The organism is Pseudomonas sp. BN414, assembly GCF_029871275.1.
Classification (GTDB): Bacteria; Pseudomonadota; Gammaproteobacteria; order Pseudomonadales; family Pseudomonadaceae; genus Metapseudomonas; species Metapseudomonas resinovorans_C.
In genome coordinates this window covers 1-20,524 of record NZ_SSOL01000070.1, presented here as the reverse complement: position 1 = coordinate 20,524, position 20,524 = coordinate 1, and the positions used below count along the sequence as shown (strand labels likewise).

Sequence of the window (20,524 nt, the reverse complement as noted above, 5' to 3'; positions counted from 1 at the left end):
TCTTCCTTAATAAAACAAAGATCAAAGCAAATGCTTCGCCCCACTGTTCTTGGGGCGGCTGCTTAATGGGTAGCGCGCAGTGCGTTCAGGATTCGCTTGCAGGCTTCGCCATCACCGTAGGGGTTATGGGCGTAGCTCATGGCGCGGTAGGCGTTGGAGTCATTCAACAAGGCGTTGAGTTCGCGGACGATGTTCGCCGTGTCGGTGCCCACAAGTTTGACGGTGCCAGCAGCAACGGCTTCGGGGCGCTCGGTCGTGTCTCGCATAACCAGCACTGGCTTACCCAGGGACGGCGCTTCCTCCTGGATGCCGCCCGAGTCTGTAAGAATGATGTGCGAGCGGCTCATCAGGTACACGAACGGCAGGTAGTCCAGCGGTTCCATTAGGTGAATATTGGGGATGCCGGTCAGCAGACGGTTCACTGGCTCCCGGACATTCGGGTTGAGGTGGACCGGATAGACGATGTCCACCTCGGGATGCTGTTGGGCAACTTCCATCAATGCTTGGCAGATGCGCTCGAAGCCGCCACCGAAGCTTTCTCTGCGGTGGCCTGTCACCAGTACAATCTTGCGGTTGAGGTTCAGGAGTTCGAGCGGTTTGGCGGCTTGGGCCTGGAGTTGTGGATCCCTGTCGAGCCGGGCGATCACATCCAGCAATGCGTCGATCACGGTATTGCCAGTGACAATGACCGCCTTGGGATCAATGCCCTCGCGGAGCAGGTTGTTCTGGGAGGTCACAGTAGGGGCGAAATGCATAGTGGCCAAGGCGCCGGTCAGCTTTCGATTCGCCTCTTCCGGCCACGGCGAGTAGATATTACCGGTACGCAGACCAGCCTCCACATGTGCTACGGGAATCTGCTGGTAGTACGCGGCTAGGCTGGCGGCGAAGGTAGTGGCCGTGTCGCCGTGGACGAGAACCACGTCTGGCTTAAAGGTGGCAAAGACACCTTTCATGCCTTGCAGGATCGCGCTGGTGACGTCTGTCAGGTCCTGGCCGGGCTTCATGATATTGAGGTCGAAGTCCGGTTTGATATCGAACAAGCCCAGCACTTGATCGAGCATCTCCCGATGCTGCCCAGTCACGCACACCTTGGCGTCGAAGCTTTCATCAGCGGCCAGGGCCAGTGCAAGGGGGGCCATTTTGATGGCCTCTGGGCGTGTGCCAAAAACACAAAGGGTCTTGATCGTCATTTCTTGCTCCGCACGTCCTTGGGGAGTGCTTCTTCGGATGTGCTAATGGGGGCGCGTATAGCAGCAGCGGTATTGCGTTGCTGGTAGTGCGTGGTGAGTTGTTTTCTGAGGGCGGCCTTGGCTGCATGTTCGCCATGCACGAGTCGAATCTCGCTCGGCCAGTGCCGCATGCGAGTCACGAAGTTCACTAGCCCTTTCTGATCCGCATGGGCGGAATAGCCGCCGACGGTGTGAATGCCGGCATTGATATCTAAGCGTTCGTCATCGAGGTCGACATATCCGCCTCTGGGCCCGTACTTCTGGATCAGTTGGCCGGGTGTGCCGTTTGCCTGGTAACCCACGAACAGCACGTTGTGACGTTTGTCGCCCAGCATGGCCTTCAGGTAGTTAACGATGCGGCCTCCGCTGCACATGCCGTTACCCGCAATCACTATGGCGGGGCGGGCGGTGCTGGTGAGGTGGCGCACCATGCGCAGGTGGGCGTCGTGGCTCTCCACCGTCAACAGTTGTTCGAAGCCCAGTGGTTTGCGCCCGACTTTGATGCGCTTTTGCGCTTCGGCGTCCCAGAAATGCTGGAGGTCGCGGTAGGCGCGAGTGAAGCGAGTGGCCAGTGGAGAGTCGAGGATGATGGGGAGGGTGGGCCAGTGGGTGGTGGCCGGGCCTATTCCGTCCTCCTCGGTGGAGCTGCTGCGCGCGTTGGTTTCCCTCTCCCCCGGCCCCTCTCCCGCAAGCGGGATGTCGGTGCGAGGCTGGCTTCCCTCACCCCCGGCCCCTCTCCCGGAGGGAGAGGGGAGTAAAGTTGCGTGGTGGATGATGTCTTCGAGTTCGTAGAGCAGTTCCTGGGTGCGGCCGATGCTGAAGGCGGGGATCAGTACGGTGCCGTTGTCGGCCAGGGCTTGTTCGACGATGGCTTTGAGGCGCTGTTTGCGTGTGCGGCGGTCTTCATGGAGGCGGTCGCCGTAGGTGCTTTCAAGCACCAGGATGTCGGCCTTCCAGGGTGATTTTGGCGCGGGCAGCAGGGGCGTATGGGTGGCGCCCAGGTCGCCGGAGAATACAACGCGCTTCTGTTCGCCACGCTTGGGGTAGCGCACATCGCATTCGATGTAGGCCGAACCCAGGATATGACCGGCCCGCTGCAGGCGGATACGCGCTTGCAGGTCGGGGGTGTCGATCAGGCTGTGCCAGGTGCGGAAGGGAAGCGGCATCACGCGTTGCTGTATCAGTTTGAGGTAGTTCTGCAGTTGCTGTCGGTCGCGCCCGAAGGTGAACTGGAAGGCGTCCTCCAGTACCAGCGGAAGCAGCTGTGCGGAAGGCTGGCTGCAGATGATTGGGCCTTTGTAGCCGGCGGCGAGCAGGTAAGGCAGCCGACCGACATGGTCCATGTGTACGTGGGTGAGCAGCAGCGCCTTGAGGGTGCTGATGTCGAAATCGATGTCGAGGTTGTTTGCGCTTGCCCGGCCTTCGGCAGAGGTTTCGGCGCCCTGGAACAGGCCGCAGTCCACTAGCAGGCTGTGTTGTTCGTCCATTAGCAGCTGGTGGCAAGAGCCGGTTACGCCGGTTACGGCACCGTGATGATGGATGTCTGGGTAGCGCATGGGGCATTAGTCCTTTAGGTCGAGCTAGCCGCTCCGTCCTGGAGCGGGTGTTGCGTACGGCCACATGGAAAGAGCTTCGTGAGTTCGCGAGCGAGCTCGATCCTACAAAGAGCTGGGCGTTGCGTGACGCGATAGAAAGAGCTTCGCGAGCAAGCTCGCTCCTACGAAAACAGAGCGGGGGCGCCGGGCCTGATTTAGTAGATGTCTTTGCCGAGCAGGGTGAATGGCGTTTTGATCAGGATCTTGATATCCAGCCAGATCGACCAGTTGTTGATGTAGGCCAGGTCCAGTTCCACGCGCCTTGCCATCTTGTCCAGCGTCTCGGTCTCACCACGGCAGCCGCTGATTTGCGCCAGGCCGGTGATGCCGGGCTTGATGCGGTGACGGGCCATGTAGGCGTCGATCTTGCCGGTGTAGTAGTCGTTGTGGGCGACGGCATGGGGGCGCGGGCCGACGAGGGACATGCGGCCTTGCAGGACGTTGAACAACTGCGGCAGTTCGTCGATGGAGGTGCGGCGAATAAAGCGGCCAACGCGGGTAATGCGCGGATCTTCACGGGTGGCTTGCTTGACCTGGGTATCGGCATGCACGCGCATGGAGCGGAACTTCCACACCTTGATCACCTTGCCGTTCCAGCCATGACGCTTCTGCTTGAACAGGGCAGGGCCCGGGGAAGAGAGCTTTACCGCCAGCACAGTGCCTAGCAGCAGCGGGCTGAGCAGCAGGATGGCCAGCAGGGCGACGCTCCGGTCCAGCGCGGCTTTGGTCAGCGCGGCCGTGGGGTAGCTGGTGAGCGGGCTTTCATTGAGATTGATCGCCGCCAGGCCGTCGATATCGGACACCGAGTGATTGAGCAGCTTCAGGCTCTGCAGGTCCGGGATCCACACCACGTCGACGTTGGCATCGAGCAGGTCGATGTAGAGGCCTTCGATCTGCTCGGCGGCGGAGAGGGGCAGGGCGATATAGAGCCGGCGGATCCGGTGTTCGCAAATCAGGTCGCGCAGATGACTGAGATTGCCGATGAGGGGGTACAGGCCATCGTCCGGGTGGGGGTGATCGTCGGCGGCCACCAGGCCCACCAGGGGTTCACTGCGCTTGCGCACCAGTTTATCGGCCAGTTCCTGGGCGAGGTCGCCGGTGCCGATGATGAGTGCTGTGCGCGCGGACTGGAGCTTGTTGTGATAGCGGCGGGAGAAGGCGTGCAGCGGCAGGAACAGGCAGGCCTGGATGACGTAGCCAGCGCTGGCCCAGATGATGATGACCTCTCGCGAGAACAGTTCGCTGGTCTTGGTCAGGAAGGCCATGACCGTCAGGCCGGAAAGCAATACCAGCCAGCCTGCCAGCAGCCTGCCTGCACCCACAAGATAGCCATGATGCTTGTGGTACACCCGCAGCAGCGAATAGGCCGGCACGGAGCCCAGCAGGGTGAAAAGGGCAAGGATGCGGTATTGGGTTTCGAACTCCCCCGTCTTACCCACGGCCAGCGCGCAGAGCAGCAAGGTCAGCATGCCCATTGCGGCGGCCCATTGGCCCCAGAACGTCAGGCCACGGCCTTCCGGTACGGGATTTTCACGCTTGCCGATCAGGTTGATATGGCTGGTGCGTGCGCTGTTGGCGCCACGGTGAACCTTGGCGGCACGCTCGAATACGCCTGTGCTGGCGCGATGCGTGGCATGGCCCTTGGCCTTTGCAGGGGCTGCCTCAAAGTGATTGGGCACGATTGAAACCTGTCCTGATGGTAATGCTACGGTCGGGAAGCTCGCCTGCGTTCCTGCGGCGGGCCGTGGGCTACTGTCCTGCGGATTCCGCTGTGTCTTCCTTGATGATCCAGAGGCTGTCTGGATTCCTCGGGGCTTGTGGCCCCTGCCCTGTTTACCGGGGGGTCGGTTTTGCCCGATCGTGCTTTTGGCACGCTACCGCCCCAGGGTTAATCGTTGATTCCCCGAGAACGATCGCTGTAAGCGATGGCTGGCCTCGGGCGGGGCCCGAAGCGGCAGTAGTCTGGCTTGGTTGTAAGCGCGTGCGCCGAGTCTGTGCTGGCTTGTGCTTTTTACAGGAGGGTGTCGTCCCTGAGGGCTTGAGCTGCTTCTTAGCAGCCTGCCTATCCTGAATCGGAATATTTTCCGACGCCGCATTTTACGTATTCGCGCAGGATTGTGAAGCTCATCACCTTGGACCGCTCGTCGCAAAGTGAATTCTGACTTGCCTGTCGTTTCGAAATGTGTCCGAACAGCCTGATGACTCGGTAGGAGCAAGCCTGCTCTGGGCTGCGGCTTCTGAGGCCATGCTTCAGATACTGGAAATTGCACGGAAATTCTGAAGGAGGGGAATGCTCGTGGCGGCTAATTCGACGGGCGGCAAGAACTAAAGCTTATCGACGCTGTTTCGCGGGACGCTGAGTGTGTGTTCGCGCTGCAGAAGTTGCAGGAGGATGAGTACGCGCTCTGTTCCATCCCTGGCCAGGAAGATGGCTTCCATCTCCTGCAGGCAGGCGCTTTTCAGGCGGATGCGGTCGCCAGGGCTCAGGCATGGCTCTTGCGGTTGTGGGGAGGCCAGGCGTTGCTGCAATTGCTCGATCAACTCGTCGGCGATGGCAACCGGCTGGTCACCGAAGCACACCAGTTGGCTGACGCCACGAGTCGAGCGGATGGGGTGCCAGTTGTCGTTGACCTGGTCCAGTTGGATGAACAGGTAGCCGGGGAACAGCGACTCGACGCTCTCCCGCTTTTGGCCGCCACGCAGGCGCGTGACGCATTGGGTTGGGCGATAGCACCGGAAGGCTTGGCGTACCAAGTGTTCTTCTGCCCTAGCGTCCTGCTTTGGCTTGCACTGGATAAGGTACCAGCGCGGTGGTGCAGGCTTACCTGCCATGCGGGGCACCTCATTTGTCGGTCTGTGCCTGGCGACCGGACTCGTTCTCTACAAGCCCTTTCCACGGGTGGGAAAGGGCGGTGCAGGGAGGCTTATGTGTTGTCCGATTTGTACTCGTACTGATAGTAGGCGTAATTGCCGTAATAGCCGTAGGCCGAAGCCTTGCGTTCCACGGCGTTGAAGATCGCGCCCTTGAGGCTGATGCCGTTCTGCTCGAAGCGGCGCTTGGTGAGCAGGATTTCCTTGGCGGCATTCATGCCGAAGCGGGTCACGATCAGGCTGGTGCCGGCCTGGCGGCCCACCAGGGCAGCATCGGTTACCGCGAGGATGGGAGGGGTGTCGATGATTACCAGGTCGTAACGGCTGCTCGCCTGTTCCAGGAACTGCGTGAAGTTGGCATGCATCAGCAGTTCCGATGGGTTCGGCGGGATCTGGCCACGGGTGATCACGTGCAGGTTTTCCACTTCCGAGGCATAGGCGGCCTGGTCGAGGTTGATCCGCGCGGTCAGCAGCTCCGACAGGCCGTTTTCCGCTTCCTGCTGGAACATCTTGTGGATGTAGCCCTTGCGCATGTCGGCGTCGACCAGCAGGACCTTCTGCCCAGCCTGCGCGATGATGGCGGCCAGGTTGCTGGAGACGAAGGATTTACCTACCGAGGGGCTGGGGCCGGAGATCATCAGGATGTTGTTCTTCGCCTCCAGGGTGGCGAAGTGCAGGCTGGTACGCAGGCTGCGCAGGGATTCCACGGCGAGATCGGCCGGGTTGGTCACCGCCAGCAGCAGGGAGCCGGCGCTGGCAGTGCCTTTGCCCTTGCTCTTGAAGCTCAGCTCGTGGGCGGCCTGTTCCTTGCTGTGCGGGATGGAGGCATACACCGGCAGGCCCATCTGCTCAATGACGTCCGGGTCTTCCACGCCGCGGTTCAGGGCCTTGCGCACCAGCACATAGCTCACGGCGACCAGGCCGCCGAGCAGGGTGGCGATCAGTACGATCAGTTGCTTTTTCGGCTTGACGGGTTTTTCGATGTTGGCATCGGCCGAGTCGATGATGCGCACGTTACCCACAGTGCCGGCACGCAGAATGTCCAGTTCCTGGGACTTGTTCAGCAGCTGGGTATAGATCTCGGTGGTGACCTGCATATCGCGGGTCAGGCGTAGTAGCTCTTGCTGGGTTTCCGGCAGGTTTTCAACCTTTTTCTGCAGGTCGCGCTTCTGCTGCTCCAGCTGGCCCATCTGGGTAATCAGCGCCTGGTAGCTGGGGTGTTGGCGGGTAAAGCGGCGTTCCATTTCGGCGCGCTTGAGCTTCTGCTCGGAAATCAGGGTTTCCAGGGCGACGATCTGGTCCAGGACTGCCTTGGTCTCGATGGTGATGTCCACCGAGCGGGCGCTGGTCTGGTAGGCGTTGAGTTGGGCTTCGGCCTTTTCCAGTTGCTTGCGCACTTCCGGCAACTGGCCCTGGAGGAACTCCAGACTCTGGGCAGCTTCGGCGGAGTTGCGCTGTACGTTCTGCAGCACATACAGGCGGCTGACTTCATCCAGCACCTGGGTGGCGTGTGCCGGGTCCTCGCTTTCCAGCGAGAGGCCGATGATGCCGGACTCTTTGCCCCGCTCACTTGCTTCGATGGTTTGTTGATAGTTCAGGATCGTGGTCAGGCGGCGCTGCTTAGCGACACTGAACAGGCTGCCGGGGTTGGCGTCCAGCTGGGCGATCTGCACCTTGAAGCCGTCTTGTTCCAATTTCTCGCCGACATGTCCGGTGAGCAGCACGTCGTCGTCATTGAGCAGAGTGAAGGCGCCATTGCCATCGGCGCGCAGGGTTAGGCCCTTGCCTAGGTACGCATCCGGTACATCCAACTGGAACACATCCAGCGTCTCACCACCCCAGGCGAAGCTGCTGAGGCCGAAGAGGGGCTCTGCCACTTCGTGCTCGCTGGCGGGTTGGAAGCGGCGCGCCAGGAACTGGCCGAACAGCGGGAAGTAGTGCGGCTCGACGATGATGTCGAGCTTGAGGTTCTCCACTGCCTGACCCAGCACTGCGCGGGATTTCAGCAGTTCGATCTCGGTGACCGCAGCGGAAGTGCCGCCAAACATTTCGGTCATTTCCGACATGCCGGTCATCGCGGCCATGCCACCCTTTTTCTCCTCGACTTGCACCAGTGCGTTGGCCTGGTACACCGGCGGCGTCAGTACGGCATAGGCAACACCCATTACGGTGAAGAAGGCTGTGATGCCGACAATGATCCACTTGCTGTCCAGCAGGGTGCCGAGCAGCCCGAGCAGGTCGATTTCGTCGTCGTCGTCGCGGGTGTCCTGCACCTGCAGGTTGTTCTGGGTCGTCATGGGGCGCGCTTCTTCAGAAGTTCTTTAGATTTTTTGCGACCAGCTTTCGACGCCTTGCGCCATCAGCTGATAGACATGTTCGAAGGCCGGTTTCTGCTGGCGATAGGGGTCCGGAATATCCTGGTTGCCCTGCCATTTGCCGAGGAGGAATGTCTTGCCACGGGCTTCGGGGGCCATCTGCACGATGCGCTGGATATGCCCTTGCTCCATGGTCAGCACCAGGTCGTACTGGTGCAGCATTTCGCGGCTCAGCTGGCGCCCCTGGTGGTCGGGGTGATCACCACCATGCTCGCGCAGCACTTCGAGGGCGGTGCTGTCCATGGGTTTGCCGGCCAGGGCATGGATGCCCGCGGAACCGACGTTGATACCGCGTGGGGCGAGTTTCGATTTGAGCAGGGCTTCGGCGGTCGGACTGCGGCAGATGTTGCCTACGCAAACGACCAGGATGTTCTTGAACATAGGATCAGCACAGGTTGCGAAATCGGTAGTGAGCCGCAGGTGTGCTGTGAAGGCGGAAGGTGGATTCCATTCCAGCGTCCCGGTACGGCATCCCTGAAAGTTGCGCACTTCCAGGGGGGATAGAAGGGGGTGCACTGTAGGGGGCAGGTGGGGCCGGGTCAATACTACTTGGTCGCTTTCTGCGCAGGCGGGTTCTCGGTGAGTGGCGTCCGACCCTTGCCGGGTCACTCGTTGATAGACGCGCTTCGTCTGTCCAAGGACTTCAGTCGCGCGTGCAGCAACGTCCATTCCCGCAGGATTACCGCGTAGGGAATGAATACGCTGATGCGCTCTGCGTCTTTCACGCCGGGGTGGTAGCTGAGATCGTTCAGGGTGACCGAGTAAATCCCCATGTTGATACCCACCACACTGCCGTCACCGGCGACCACGGGACCGCCCGACATGCCCTTGGCGATGGGCGCATCGTGGATGGCATAGAGCTCTCCGCTGTCTTCGTCGGTGTTGATGAAGGGGGCGGGGTAAACCTTGCCCTGCCCGCTGGCGGCGACCAGGTAGGGGCTGGCACCGGTGCTGGTGATGCTTTCGCCTGGTTGTGCGGCCCGCCAGGAAGGGATTCGGGTTTTGGCCTTGTGGCGGAAGAAGACCAGGTCGCAGCCCGTGCTACAGCGAAACTTCTCGTAGGGTATGAGGGGCGTGTGGGCCGTGGTGACGGCGTAATCCTCGTTCCACTGCACTGCGGACGCCATATAGAAGTAGGGCAGGGGGAAACCCGAGAAAACGGGAAAGTAGTTGCTGGTCGTGGAGCTGGCGAACTCCGGTTTCACTACGCCGTTGCATCCTGCACACAAGGCTCCTAGCAGCAGACAGGCCTTGATCATGCTCATTGTCGGTCACCGACATTCGTATGAATGGGGGGCCGACCCTGGCTGTACGACTTTCCCACGTTGACCCGGAAAGGGTCTGACGCGTTATTGAGAAGGGTAGTGGGTGGGCGAACTTCGGGGGCGGCGCTCACGGCCCGGAGGCGCCAGTGGTAACAAAATCGGCGCGAGCGGATTTCTCACCGGTAGGGTGCGCTGTGCGCACCGACTCCAGGATCAGCTTCGGTGCTCGCTCAAGCTGCCGGTGCGCACGGCGCACCCTACTCCAGGCTACGGAGCATGGATGCCCGCAGGGCTTTTCCAGAGGCAATAAAAAAGCCGGCTTGTGGCCGGCTTTTCATGAGAGGTCGGGGCTTACTTTTGGTAGGCCGCAACCGCTTTAGTGATTTCAGCACGGGCAGCGTCAGCGTTGCCCCAGCCTTCTACTTTCACCCACTTGCCTTTTTCGAGGTCCTTGTAGTTCTCGAAGAAGTGCTTGATCTGCTCCAGCAGCAGGGCTGGCAGGTCGGTGTATTCCTTCACGTCCTTGTAGAGGACGCTCAGTTTGTCGTGGGGAACGGCCAGCAGTTTGGCGTCGCCACCGGCTTCGTCGGTCATGTGCAGAACGCCGACCGGACGGGCGCGGATGACGGAACCCGGAGCGACCGGGTAAGGGGTGACGACCAGTACGTCCAGGGGATCGCCGTCGTCAGCCAGGGTGTTGGGGATGTAGCCGTAGTTGGCCGGGTAGAACATCGGGGTGGCCATGAAACGGTCGACGAACAGGCAGTCGCTGTCCTTGTCGATTTCGTATTTGATCGGCGCGTGGTTGGCCGGGATTTCGATGGCGACGTAGATGTCGTTCGGCAGGTCTTTGCCAGCCGGGATCTTGCTGTAGCTCATGGTCAACTCCCAGGGGGTGGGCCAAAAAAGTGGGCGCGATTATAGGCATATTCCAGGGCCGATGCCACGCCGTTGTGCTCATCCATTGGTCGCGTGGCGATAGTCCGGGTGGATGTCCTGGAGGCGCTTGAGTCGCCCCAGCGGGTCCTGGCGGTAGAAGGCCTGGAGCTGGCGGTAGACGGCGGGGAAGGCCTGGTCCAGCAGGTCCGGCGCGGTGAAGAAGTATTCGCTGGCGACCGCGAAGAATTCTGCCGGGTCTTCGGCGGCGTACGGGTCGATGGGCGTTTCCGCGTCGGGGTCGCGGTCGAGCTGGGCATTCAGCGCGTCATAGGCGGTCTGCATGGCCAGGGCCCAATCGGATTGGCGCATGTCGCGGTGCAGCGGGGGCAGGCCGTTGGCTGCGCCGTTGAGCATGTCGAGCTTGTGGGCCAGTTCGTGGATCACCAGGTTGTAGCCGTCCCAGCCACCGCTCGATTTCACGCCCGGCCAGGCGAGGATGACGGGACCGTATTGCCAGGCCTCGCCGCTGCGCTCGTCATCGTATTCGTGCTCCACGCCCGCTGCATCGCGGTGGCGTTGGGGGCTGACGAAGTCGTCGGGGTAGAGCACCAGCTCGTGGAAGCCTCGGTACCAGTCGAGGTCCGGCAGGTGCAGCAGGGGGAGTTGCGCCAGGGTGGCCAGCGTCAGGCGTCCCTCGGGGGTGAGCTCGACGCCGGGCAGGGCGGTGATGCGCTTGTCATGCAGGAAGAGCACGCTGCGTTCGCGCAGGCGCCGGTCTTCGGTTTCGTCCAGGCCATCGAGTATCGGCAGGCGCTGGCGCACCCCCTCCCACTGCTGCGGGGGGACCGGATTGCGGGCGAGGATGCGCTGGCGGCTCCAGCGGCGATAGGACCACATGGCGCGTCGGTCAGCTCGAGTGCTCGGCGCCTTTGCTGGCGGGGCGAAAGTGGCTGCGGGCGAAGCCGATCAGCATCGGCAGCAGCGAGATGCCGATGATGACGACGATCATCAGCGAAAGGTTCTGCTTGATGAAGGGCACGTTGCCGAAGAAGTAGCCGAGGGTCACCAGACCGCCGACCCAGAGGATGGTGCCCAGCACGCTGAAGCCGAGGAAGCGCGGGTAGGGCATGCGGCCTACGCCGGCAACGAAGGGGGCGAAGGTCCGTACGATGGGCAGGAAGCGCGCCAGGGTCACGGTCTTGCCGCCATGGCGGTCGTAGAAGTCATGGGTGCGCTGCAGGTAGTCGCGGCGGAAGATCTTCGAATTCGGATTGCTGAAAAGGCGTTCGCCCGCCGTGCGCCCGACCAGGTAGTTGAGGCTGTCACCGCTGATGGCTGCGACCATCAGCAGGCCGCCCAGCAGCCACGGGTCCATCGCGCCACCGGCACTGACCGCGCCAGCGATGAACAGCAGGGAGTCGCCTGGCAGGAAGGGCGTTACCACCAGGCCCGTCTCGCAGAAGATGACCAGGAACAGAATGGCGTAGATCCAGGTGCCGTAGTTGCTGACCAGCAGATTGAGGTATTGGTCCAGGTGGAGGATGAGGTCGATCGGGTTGAAATCCATGAGGCGCCTTGTGGATAACCGAGGCCGGCGAGCGGGGTATTGGGCGCATTATAGGGACAAGAGCCGTGACAGCGGCGAGTCCGTTGCCGAATGGTGAGCAGCCTGCATGCTGCAACTGTTTCCATTGTTTTCCCGGGCCGGGATGTGTCCACGCCCATGCGAGTAGATCGCGCACCAACCTGGTGCAAGGCTGGGGTGTCGGCGTTCGGGCTGGTCTGGCGTTCTTGCTGGAGGGCTTGGCTGGGGGAGAAGGGCCCGGCGCACTGGCCGGACCCTGCAGCGGGTTCAGTCGCTGTTGATTGGCAGGATGTAGTTCTTGAATTCGGTGTCTTCACGGAAGCCGATGGACTCGTACACCTTGTGCGCCACTTCGTTGTCGACGCTGCTGGAAACGCGCATGCGCACGGCGTTGGTTTCCCGCGCCATCTTCTTCGCGGTCTGCAACAGGCGGTCGGCGACGAGTTGGCGGCGGGCATCCTCGGCGACGTAGATGTCGTTGAGAATCCAGACGCGCTTCAGGGAGAGGGAGGAGAAGCTCGGATAGAGCTGACAGAAGCCCATGAGACGAGTGTCATCGTCATCCGGAAACGCCAGGTAGATCACCGACTCCTTGCGGCTCAGGCGTTTCTCCAGGAACTTTTTCGAGGACTCCGGGAATGGCAGTTCACCGTAGAACTCACGGTACTTCACGAACAGCGGCGTAAGCAGGTCCAGGTGCTCCAGGGTGGCTTGGACGATGCGCATGATGGGCCTCGGTATCTGTGAATGGGCATTTTTGGCGATGCAGATGCTGTGCCAGCCAACGTCGTTGATGCTGCACCAGAAATTGTGGAAAACGCAATCCAAGCAAGCGTTTGAATGGTTGGTTGGCGTGAGCAATACCGGCGCTGGCAGGGTCCAACCTTCATCGCTGTATGCCAAGGAGGACGCCATGCTCCGTTGTGAACTGGATCAGGCCGTTGAGCAGGTACTTGAACGCATCGATGGCCCCATTCGGTTGGGACTGCCGCTCGGGCTCGGCAAGCCCAACCGATTCGTCAATGCGCTTTACCAGCGGATCAAGGCGCTGCCGGAGCGGCAGCTGACCATCTACACCGCCTTGTCCCTGGCCAAGCCGCAGCCCGCCAGCGAACTGGACCAGCGCTTCAGCGGCCCCTTTCTGCGCCGTGTCTTCGACGATTACGTCGAACTCGACTACCTCAGCGACCTCCGTTGCGGCGAGTTGGCGCCCAATGTGCAGATCGAGGAGTTCTACCTGCATCCCGGTAGCCAGCTGGACAATCCGCAGGCCCAGCAGAACTACATCAGCCTCAATTACAGCCAGGTGGTTGCCGACCTGCAGCGCAAGGGCGTCAACCTGATCGCCCAGATGGTGGCCTCCAGGACGCAAAGCCCCGGCCGCTTCAGCCTCAGCTGCAATCCCGATGTCACGCTCGACCTGCTTCCCGGCCTCCGCGAGCGCCGGGCCAGGGGCGAGGCCATCGTCATGGTCGCCCAGGAACATGCGGAGCTGCCCTACATGACGGGGCCGGCGGAAGTGGACGCGGCCTGCTTCGACCTGGTGCTGGACCGGGTGGAGCGCAGCCGGCTGTTCTCCACGCCGAACATGCCGGTCAGCATCCAGGACCACGCCATTGGCCTGCACGCCAGCGCCCTGGTGCGCGACGGCGGCACCCTGCAGACGGGGATCGGCGCGATGGCCGACGCGCTGACCGCCGCGTTGCTCGCGCGCCATACCGACAATGCCGCCTACCAGGCGCTGCTGGGGGCAATGGATGTGCCGGGTCGATGGGGTGAGCTGATCAAGCGCGAAGGCGGGCTTGCGCCCTTCACCCGGGGTCTTTACGCCAATAGCGAGATGTTCCTGTTCGGCCTGCTGGTGCTGATGGAGGCAGGCATCCTGCGCCGCCCCGTGTACGCAGATATTGAGCTGCAGCGCCTGGCTGACGCCGGGGTGCTGGACAGTAACGGTGTGATCGTCGATTTCGACGCCCTGGCCGAGCGATTGCCGCGCGGGCTGGATGCCGAAGGACTGGCCTGGCTGCAGCAGCATGGCCTGCTCGACGAAGGCATCCGCTTCGAGGAAGGGCGGCTGCGCCTGCCGAATTGCCGCAGCAGTGCCTGCGATATCCACAACCCCGACCTGATGCCCTATTGGGGCAAGGCCAGCGGGGGGATTCTTGTGCACGGCGGTTTCTTCCTGGGCCCCCAGGTCTTCTACCAGCGCCTTCGCGAACTGGGCGAGGCTCGGCGTGCGCGCATTTCCATGGGGCCCATCAGCCAGATCAACCGACTTTACGGCGATGAGCCGCTCAAGCGCCTGCAACGACGCGATGCGCGCTTCATCAACAGCTGTTTCATCGTCACCCTGCTCGGTGCCAGCGCCTCCGACCAGTTGGAAGATGGCCGGGTGATCAGCGGCGTCGGCGGCCAGTACGATTTCGTTGCCCAGGCCCATGAACTCGAAGGCGCCCGCTCCATCCTGATGCTGCGCAGCTGGCGTGAGTCGGGCGGCGCGGTCAGTTCCAACATCGTCTGGGAATACGGTCACGCCACGATTCCCCGGCACCTGCGGGACATGGTGGTTACCGAGTACGGCATCGCCGATCTGAGCGGCAAGAACGACGCCGAGGTGATTGCCGCCCTGGTGCGCATCGCCGACTCGCGATTCCAGGGCGGGCTGATCGCCGAAGCGCAACTGGCCGGCAAGCTGCCCGAGGATTTCGTTCTGGAACCGGCCTGGCGGCAGAACACGCCCGAGCGGCTGGAGGCGTTGCGCGCGGAGTTCCCCCAGCTGTTTCCCGAATACCCCCTCGGCTGCGATTTCACCCCGGTGGAACAGGATCTGCTGCGTGCCCTGCGCTGGCTCAAGCGCAAGCTGAATCTCGGGGAGATCATCGACCTTGGCAGGGCCGCGCTGTTCGACCTGCCCGACCCGAACAGCTTTGCCGGACATCTTGAGCGAATGGGGCTGCTCACGCCGACTGGCCTGCGCGAGCAGCTGTACCAGAAGCTGGTGCTGACCGGTTTGAAGGCCACGACCCAGGGTGGTTGAGCGGGCGTGGACCTGTCCCGGCGGCGCATCTGCGCCGCGGGTTCAATGGTGGTCGCTGGCCAGCAGGAAGTTGCCGGCCAGGGCGCGATCCGGCTCCCCGGACAGGCTGGGTACTTCGGCCTCGTCTTTCAGGTTGACCCCGGACAACTGACGGCGACAGGCCTCACGCATCAGGTAGAGCAGGCGGTGGGCGGCCATGCCATAGCTGAGACCCTCCAGGCGCACGTTGGAAATGCAGTTGCGATAGGCATCGGTGAGCCCCACTTTCGGCGCCCAGGTGAAGTACAGGCCGAGGCTGTCGGGCGAGCTGAGGCCAGGACGTTCGCCGATCAGGATCACCACCATCTTTGCGCCGAGCAGTTCGCCAATTTCATCGGCCACCGCCACGCGCCCTTGTTGCACCAGCACCACGGGCGAGAGCGACCAGCCTTCGGCCGTGGCCTGTTCTTCCATGCGCTCCAGGAAGGGCAGGCTGTGGCGTTGAACGGCGAGGGCGGAAAGACCGTCGGCCACCACCACCGCGAGGTCGTAACCGTTGGGGTTGGCCCGGGCATGCTCCTGTAGTTTTTCCCGCGAGGCCGAATCCAGGCGCCGGCCGAGGTCCGGGCGTTGCAGGTAGGTGTCTCGGTCCGCTGCGGCGCTGTGCAGCAGCAGGGTGTCACGGCCGCGTTCGGCCAGTGAGGCGCTGAGGCCCGCGTGGTCGAAGGGCAGATGTACCGCGTCCCGCGCCTGGGCGTGGGCGTACTGGAAATTCAGCTGCGCGTGGGTGGGCAGGCTGATGCCGGCGCGACCCAGGGCGATGCGCGCCGGGGTGAGGCGGCGCAGCTCTTCCCAAGGGTTGGCGGTGTGGCCGGAGGTGGGGCGTGGAGTTTTCATACATCTCTCCTCGGGGTCATGCCAGTCGTGCGATGGCCTGACGGAAGGCCGGCGGAAGCTGGTCGCCGAGCATGACCCGGCCATCGCTCTGCACCAGGATTCCCATGTGTTCCAGCCAGGCCTCGAACTCCGGGGCGGGCTTCAGGCCCAGGCTCTGCCGGGCGTAGAGGGCGTCATGGAAGGAGGTGGTCTGGTAGTTCAGCATCACGTCGTCGGAACCGGGGATGCCCATGATGAAGTTGATGCCGGCCACGCCAAGCAGCGTCAGCAGGGTGTCCATGTCGTCCTGGTCGGCTTCGGCGTGGTTGGTGTAGCAGATATCGCAGCCCATAGGCACGCCGAGCAGCTTGGCGCAGAAGTGGTCTTCCAGGCCGGCGCGGATGATCTGCTTGCCGTTGTAGAGGTATTCCGGGCCGATGAAGCCGACCACGGTGTTCACCAGGAACGGGTTGAAGTGCCGGGCAACCGCATAGGCGCGGGTCTCGCAGGTCTGCTGGTCGACGCCGTGGTGGGCGTTGGCCGACAGCGCGCTGCCCTGGCCGGTCTCGAAGTACATCAGGTTGTTGCCGAGGGTGCCGCGCTTCTGCGAAAGACCGGCTTCGTAGCCTTCCTGGAGAATCTTCAGGCTGATGCCGAAGCTGGCGTTGGCCGCCTCGGTGCCGGCGATGGACTGGAACACCAGGTCCAGCGGTACGCCGCGCTCGATGGCGGCGATGGAGGTGGTGACGTGGGTCAGCACGCAGGCCTGGGTGGGGATCTCGTAGCGCTGGATGATCGCATCGAGCATTTCCAGCATCGCGCAGATGGAGGAGATGCTGTCGGTGGCCGGGTTGATGCCGAGCATGGCGTCGCCGTTGCCATAGAGCAGGCCGTCGAGAATGCTCGCTGCGATGCCGGCGGGTTCGTCGGTCGGATGATTGGGCTGCAGGCGGGTGGAGAGCCGGCCGCGCAGGCCCATGGTGTTGCGGAAGCGGGTGATGACGCGGATCTTCTGCGCCACCAGCACCAGGTCCTGCACGCGCATGATCTTCGATACGGCGGCGGCCATCTCCGGCGTCAGGCCCTTGGCCAGGGCGCGCAGGCTGGCTTCGTCGGCATGCTCGCTGAGCAGCCAGTCGCGGAAGCCGCCGACGGTGAGGTGGCTGACCGGGTCGAAGGCGGCGCGGTCGTGGCTGTCGATGATCAGCCGCGTGACCTCGTCTTCCTCGTAGGGAATCAGCGCCTCGTCGAGGAAGTGCTTCAGGGGAATGTCGGCCAGGGCCATCTGCGCGGCAACCCGCTCGCCATCGCTGGTGGCGGCGACACCGGCGAGGTAGTCGCCGGAGCGCGCCGGGCTGGCCTTGGCCATGACTTCCTTGAGGCTGTCGAAGCGCCAGGTTTCGCCGCCGACGCTGTGGGAAAAACTGCTCACTCGAAGCTCTCCTTGATAAGGCGCCCCAGCCGTCTTGCACTGGGGCGCGAGAGGGTCAGGCGCGGTTCAGCAGGGCATCGGCCGGTGCGCTGGCGCGATGGTGGGCGGTGAACTGGAAGTAGATATACCCCGCCGCCATGAAGCCAAGGAAGATGAATCCGATCAAGGTGTTGAACCAGGCCATCGCCAGCAGGCAGACCACGGCCAGTACCAGGGCGATGGCGGGCACCACCGGATAGCCCGGCGCGCGGAAGGTGCGTTCCAGGTTGGGCTCGGTGGCGCGCAGCTTGAACAGGCTGAGCATGCTGATGATGTACATCACGATGGCGCCGAACACGCTCATGGTGATCATCGCGGCAGTCAGGGTCATGCCCTGCAGGTTCACCAGGCCATCGCTGTAGATGGCGGCGATGCCCACCACGCCGCCGGCGATGATGGCGCGGTGCGGAGTCTGGAAGCGCGACAGCTTGGCCAGGCCACGGGGCAGGTAGCCGGCGCGGGCCAGGGCGAAGAACTGGCGGGAGTAGCCGAGGATGATGCCGTGGAAGCTGGCCACCAGGCCAAACAGACCGATCCACACCAGCATGTGCATCCAGGTGGAGTCGTTGCCGACCACGGCTTTCATGGCCTGGGGCAGCGGGTCATTGATGTTCGACAGCTGGCGCCAGTCGCCCACGCCACCGGCCATGATCATCACGCCGATGGCGAGGAATACCAGGGTGAGGATGCCGGCGATGTAGGCGCGCGGGATGGTGCGTTTCGGGTCCTTGGCTTCTTCGGCCGCCATGGCTGCGCCCTCGATCGCGAGGAAGAACCAGATGGCAAAGGGAATGGCGGCGAAGATGCCGGAGATGGCCTCTCCGCTGAATTCATTGGAGCCGGCCCAGCCATTGAGGACGAAGTTGGAGAAGCTGAAGCCCGGCGCCACTACGCCCATGAACACCAGCAACTCGGCTACGGCCAACACGGTCACTACCAGCTCGAAGGTGGCGGCGATGCTGACGCCGAGGATGTTCAGGGTCATGAAGATGACGTACGCACCCACGGCCGCATGCTTTGGATCCAGCCCCGGGTACTGCACGTTGAGGTAGGCACCGATGGCCATGGCGATGGCTGGTGGGGCGAAGACGAACTCGATCAGGGTGGCGATCCCGGCAATCAGCCCACCTTTCTCACCGAAGGCGCGACGGCTGTAGGCGAAGGGCCCGCCCGCGTGGGGAATGGCGGTGGTCAGTTCGGTGAAGCTGAAGATGAAGCAGGTGTACATGGTGGCTACCAGCAGGGCGGTAACCAGGAAGCCGAGGGTGCCGGCCGTGCCCCAGCCGTAGCTCCAGCCGAAGTATTCACCGGAGATCACCAGGCCGACGGCGATGCCCCAGAGGTGCAAGGTGCCGAGCGTTGGTTTTAGTTGTGTTGTGCTCATCAGGACTCCTCGCCCTTGGGGGCGTCGTTGGTGGATGACCAGGCTCGATCTTATCCAGCGACCCTCCGCAGGACTTGACCGTGGAAGGCCATGTGCGGCCTGTGCGGTCAAGTTGTGTCGCTTTGTTACCCATCGCCCCACGAGCCCTGCTCCGACGTGGGGCGAATCTTTGGAAAATGCCCGCAAATGGCCCGCAGATGCCGTCCTGGAAGGCCTGTGGAGGCCCTGGCTGAAGACCGGGGCGAGGGCATGGGTTTTGCTTGTTTGTCCGTTCAAAAAAGAATCGGTGGACCGTGATGAATCCGTCCCTGTTTTCCAGCGCCAGCCTGCAGGCGTCCGCCACGAGCAACGTCGGTGTGCTCTCGGCTGCCGCCAGCGGTCTCGACCGTTTCATCACCGGCCACGGCGGTGACCTGGACCGCATCTTCGGCCGCGCCGGGATCGATCCGGAACAACTGCGACACCCGACCCTGAGCCTGGCCCTGACCAGCTACTGCCAGGTGCTGGAGGAGGCTGCGCGACAATCCGGCTGCGACAATTTCGGCTTGCGCTATGGCCAGCAATTCCAACCCCGCGACCTCGGCTTGCTGGGCTATGTCGGGCTGTTCTCGAACACCCTGGAAGAGGCGCTGAAGAACTTCGCCGCGGCCTTCCCCTATCACCAGCACAGCACCCTGATCCGCCTGGTGGATTGCGGCGAGTGCTACCGCTTCGATTACCAGGTCCGCCATGGCGCGATCCTCGATCGCCGCCAGGATGCCGAGCTGACCATGGGCATGGCGCTCAACCTGGTCCGTCATGCGCTGGGCCGCGACTGGGCGCCGCGCGCGGTGGCCTTCGAACACGAGCGCCCCGAGGGCTGGCAGGAACATAGCCAGGCATTCGGTGCGCCGGTGCAGTTCGGCCGGCCCTGCAATTTCCTGCTGGTGCCCAAAGGAGATGTGCAGGGCAGACTGATGCCCGAGCGTGATCCCAATCTGCTGTTCCTGTTCCAGGATGTGATTCGCAGGCTGGGCGAGCAGGGCGCGGGGCCGAACCTGCTGGAGGAAGCCGGCACGCAGATTCGCCTGGCCCTGGCGTTGGGCGAGCCCTGCCTGGAGCAGATCGCCGAGCGACTGGAGCTGACCCCGGCGGCCCTGCAGCGCCGCTTGCGCGAAGAGGGCCTGAGCTTCAGTCAACTGGTGGAGCAGACCCGCCGAGATTTGGCGCTGCATTACCTGCGTCAACGGCAGCGGCCCATCTCCGAGCTGGCGCCTTTGCTCGGCTACTCCGAAACCAGCGCCTTCTCCCGCGCCTTCCGCCGCTGGTTTGGCGTGAGCCCGCGGCAGTGGCGCGGGGATGAGCGCTGAAGTCTGGATACTTTCTGTGGGGCAGGGTGGAGCAGGCGCGAGTCACCCCTCTCCACTTCAGGGAGAGGGGCCGGGGGAGAGGGTGAATGCACCTGCTCGGAGTTCGAAGGGCAGCCCTTCGGCCTGCTTGGCGAATGAATTCGCCCCTACAGATTTAGCGCCCGGGGGTGAGGATGTGCGGGTAGGTTGGGCAGAGCGCAGCGAAGCCCAACAATCGGGGGTTGACTCTGGCACGTTGGGCTTCGCTGCGCTCTGCCACAACCTACGGGAAGAGGTTCGTGCTACAGGAATAAAAAACGCGGCCGAGGCCGCGTTTTTTATTCAGGTGGCGGGGATCAGAAGAAGCCCAGCGGGTTGATGTCGTAGCTCACCAGCAGGTTCTTGGTCTGCTGGTAGTGGTCGAGCATCATCTTGTGGGTTTCGCGGCCGACGCCGGACTTCTTGTAGCCCCCGAACGCGGCGTGCGCCGGGTACAGGTGGTAGCAGTTGGTCCACACGCGGCCGGCCTTGATGCCACGGCCCATGCGGTAGGCGCGGTTGATGTCGCGGGTCCACAGACCGGCACCCAGGCCGAACTCGGTGTCGTTGGCGATCGCCAGGGCTTCGGCTTCGTCCTTGAAGGTGGTGAC

The 20,524-nt window shown here is 62.9% G+C and carries 17 protein-coding genes; 2 read left to right on the top strand and 15 right to left on the bottom strand.

Annotated elements, in window-relative coordinates; genetic code table 11:
- Positions 1-62: 62 nt before the first annotated feature.
- The 11 genes from wecB to E8E95_RS17300 all read right to left on the bottom strand — a co-directional run bounded on the left by wecB (position 63) and on the right by E8E95_RS17300 (position 12,525).
- Positions 63-1,190 (bottom strand): UDP-N-acetylglucosamine 2-epimerase (non-hydrolyzing), encoded by a 1,128-nt coding sequence (wecB, locus tag E8E95_RS17350; protein WP_280352196.1) that lies wholly within the window; start codon positions 1,188-1,190, stop codon positions 63-65.
- Positions 1,187-2,785 (bottom strand): MBL fold metallo-hydrolase, encoded by a 1,599-nt coding sequence (locus E8E95_RS17345; protein ID WP_280352194.1) that lies wholly within the window; start codon positions 2,783-2,785, stop codon positions 1,187-1,189. The genes wecB and E8E95_RS17345 overlap by 4 nt, the downstream gene beginning before the upstream one ends.
- A gap of 194 nt (positions 2,786-2,979) precedes the next feature.
- Positions 2,980-4,371, bottom strand: a complete 1,392-nt coding sequence (locus tag E8E95_RS17340; protein WP_280352423.1) for an undecaprenyl-phosphate glucose phosphotransferase — start codon at positions 4,369-4,371, stop codon at positions 2,980-2,982.
- A 778-nt stretch (positions 4,372-5,149) separates the two neighbouring features.
- On the bottom strand, positions 5,150-5,656 hold the full coding sequence (gene rfaH, locus E8E95_RS17335) for a transcription/translation regulatory transformer protein RfaH (RefSeq protein WP_280352192.1): 507 nt from the start codon (positions 5,654-5,656) through the stop codon (positions 5,150-5,152).
- Positions 5,657-5,748: 92 nt separating this feature from the next.
- Entirely contained in the window at positions 5,749-7,992 is a 2,244-nt protein-coding gene (locus E8E95_RS17330) for a polysaccharide biosynthesis tyrosine autokinase (protein ID WP_280352191.1), read from the bottom strand.
- 24 nt (positions 7,993-8,016) lie between these two features.
- The gene (locus E8E95_RS17325; RefSeq protein ID WP_077524305.1) at positions 8,017-8,451 is read right to left on the bottom strand and encodes a low molecular weight protein-tyrosine-phosphatase; all 435 of its coding nucleotides are present in this window, start codon (positions 8,449-8,451) and stop codon (positions 8,017-8,019) included.
- A 224-nt stretch (positions 8,452-8,675) separates the two neighbouring features.
- The gene (locus E8E95_RS17320; RefSeq protein WP_280352187.1) at positions 8,676-9,335 is read right to left on the bottom strand and encodes a serine protease; all 660 of its coding nucleotides are present in this window, start codon (positions 9,333-9,335) and stop codon (positions 8,676-8,678) included.
- 351 nt (positions 9,336-9,686) lie between these two features.
- Complete coding sequence (gene ppa / locus E8E95_RS17315; RefSeq protein ID WP_016490694.1) at positions 9,687-10,214, bottom strand: inorganic diphosphatase; 528 nt, start codon at positions 10,212-10,214, stop codon at positions 9,687-9,689.
- A 78-nt stretch (positions 10,215-10,292) separates the two neighbouring features.
- Entirely contained in the window at positions 10,293-11,111 is an 819-nt protein-coding gene (locus E8E95_RS17310; protein WP_280352184.1) for a zinc-dependent peptidase, read from the bottom strand.
- A 10-nt stretch (positions 11,112-11,121) separates the two neighbouring features.
- Positions 11,122-11,781: a DedA family protein gene (locus tag E8E95_RS17305; RefSeq protein WP_077522181.1), complete on the bottom strand. Its 660-nt coding sequence runs from the start codon at positions 11,779-11,781 to the stop codon at positions 11,122-11,124.
- A gap of 285 nt (positions 11,782-12,066) precedes the next feature.
- The gene (locus E8E95_RS17300) at positions 12,067-12,525 is read right to left on the bottom strand and encodes a GNAT family N-acetyltransferase (RefSeq protein WP_077522183.1); all 459 of its coding nucleotides are present in this window, start codon (positions 12,523-12,525) and stop codon (positions 12,067-12,069) included.
- 187 nt (positions 12,526-12,712) lie between these two features.
- On the opposite strand from E8E95_RS17300, the gene E8E95_RS17295 reads away from it, so the two are divergent.
- The gene (locus E8E95_RS17295) at positions 12,713-14,836 is read left to right on the top strand and encodes an acetyl-CoA hydrolase/transferase C-terminal domain-containing protein (protein WP_280352179.1); all 2,124 of its coding nucleotides are present in this window, start codon (positions 12,713-12,715) and stop codon (positions 14,834-14,836) included.
- A gap of 42 nt (positions 14,837-14,878) precedes the next feature.
- On the opposite strand, the gene eutC is transcribed toward E8E95_RS17295, so the two are convergent.
- The 3 genes from eutC to eat are packed head-to-tail and all read right to left on the bottom strand — an operon-like array spanning position 14,879 to position 18,549.
- A complete protein-coding gene (gene eutC, locus E8E95_RS17290) occupies positions 14,879-15,712 on the bottom strand; it encodes an ethanolamine ammonia-lyase subunit EutC (RefSeq protein ID WP_280352177.1) in 834 nt (277 codons plus the stop codon).
- A 16-nt stretch (positions 15,713-15,728) separates the two neighbouring features.
- Positions 15,729-17,123, bottom strand: coding sequence for an ethanolamine ammonia-lyase subunit EutB (locus tag E8E95_RS17285; RefSeq protein ID WP_280352175.1), 1,395 nt, complete (start codon positions 17,121-17,123; stop codon positions 15,729-15,731).
- A 55-nt stretch (positions 17,124-17,178) separates the two neighbouring features.
- Positions 17,179-18,549 carry an ethanolamine permease gene (gene eat, locus E8E95_RS17280; RefSeq protein ID WP_280352420.1) on the bottom strand — a complete coding sequence of 457 codons (1,371 nt, stop codon included), beginning with the start codon at positions 18,547-18,549 and terminating at the stop codon, positions 17,179-17,181.
- A gap of 293 nt (positions 18,550-18,842) precedes the next feature.
- On the opposite strand from eat, the gene E8E95_RS17275 reads away from it, so the two are divergent.
- Positions 18,843-19,895 (top strand): AraC family transcriptional regulator, encoded by a 1,053-nt coding sequence (locus E8E95_RS17275; RefSeq protein WP_280352173.1) that lies wholly within the window; start codon positions 18,843-18,845, stop codon positions 19,893-19,895.
- Between the two features lie 335 nt (positions 19,896-20,230).
- Here the strand turns inward: E8E95_RS17275 and E8E95_RS17270 are convergent.
- The coding region (locus E8E95_RS17270; RefSeq protein ID WP_280352171.1) for an aldehyde dehydrogenase family protein at positions 20,231-20,524 on the bottom strand (294 nt) is incomplete at its 5' end.

Excerpts from the sequence above, each read along its gene's own strand:
- wecB (WP_280352196.1), bottom strand. The coding sequence starts at position 1,190 with ATGACGATCAAGACCCTTTGTGTTTTTGGCACACGCCCAGAGGCCATC.
- E8E95_RS17345 (WP_280352194.1), bottom strand. The coding sequence starts at position 2,785 with ATGCGCTACCCAGACATCCATCATCACGGTGCCGTAACCGGCGTAACC.
- rfaH (WP_280352192.1), bottom strand. The coding sequence starts at position 5,656 with ATGGCAGGTAAGCCTGCACCACCGCGCTGGTACCTTATCCAGTGCAAG.
- E8E95_RS17330 (WP_280352191.1), bottom strand. The coding sequence starts at position 7,992 with ATGACGACCCAGAACAACCTGCAGGTGCAGGACACCCGCGACGACGAC.
- E8E95_RS17325 (WP_077524305.1), bottom strand. The coding sequence starts at position 8,451 with ATGTTCAAGAACATCCTGGTCGTTTGCGTAGGCAACATCTGCCGCAGT.
- E8E95_RS17320 (WP_280352187.1), bottom strand. The coding sequence starts at position 9,335 with ATGAGCATGATCAAGGCCTGTCTGCTGCTAGGAGCCTTGTGTGCAGGA.
- ppa (WP_016490694.1), bottom strand. The coding sequence starts at position 10,214 with ATGAGCTACAGCAAGATCCCGGCTGGCAAAGACCTGCCGAACGACATC.
- E8E95_RS17310 (WP_280352184.1), bottom strand. The coding sequence starts at position 11,111 with ATGTGGTCCTATCGCCGCTGGAGCCGCCAGCGCATCCTCGCCCGCAAT.
- E8E95_RS17305 (WP_077522181.1), bottom strand. The coding sequence starts at position 11,781 with ATGGATTTCAACCCGATCGACCTCATCCTCCACCTGGACCAATACCTC.
- E8E95_RS17300 (WP_077522183.1), bottom strand. The coding sequence starts at position 12,525 with ATGCGCATCGTCCAAGCCACCCTGGAGCACCTGGACCTGCTTACGCCG.
- E8E95_RS17295 (WP_280352179.1), top strand. The coding sequence starts at position 12,713 with ATGCTCCGTTGTGAACTGGATCAGGCCGTTGAGCAGGTACTTGAACGC.
- eutC (WP_280352177.1), bottom strand. The coding sequence starts at position 15,712 with ATGAAAACTCCACGCCCCACCTCCGGCCACACCGCCAACCCTTGGGAA.
- E8E95_RS17275 (WP_280352173.1), top strand. The coding sequence starts at position 18,843 with ATGAATCCGTCCCTGTTTTCCAGCGCCAGCCTGCAGGCGTCCGCCACG.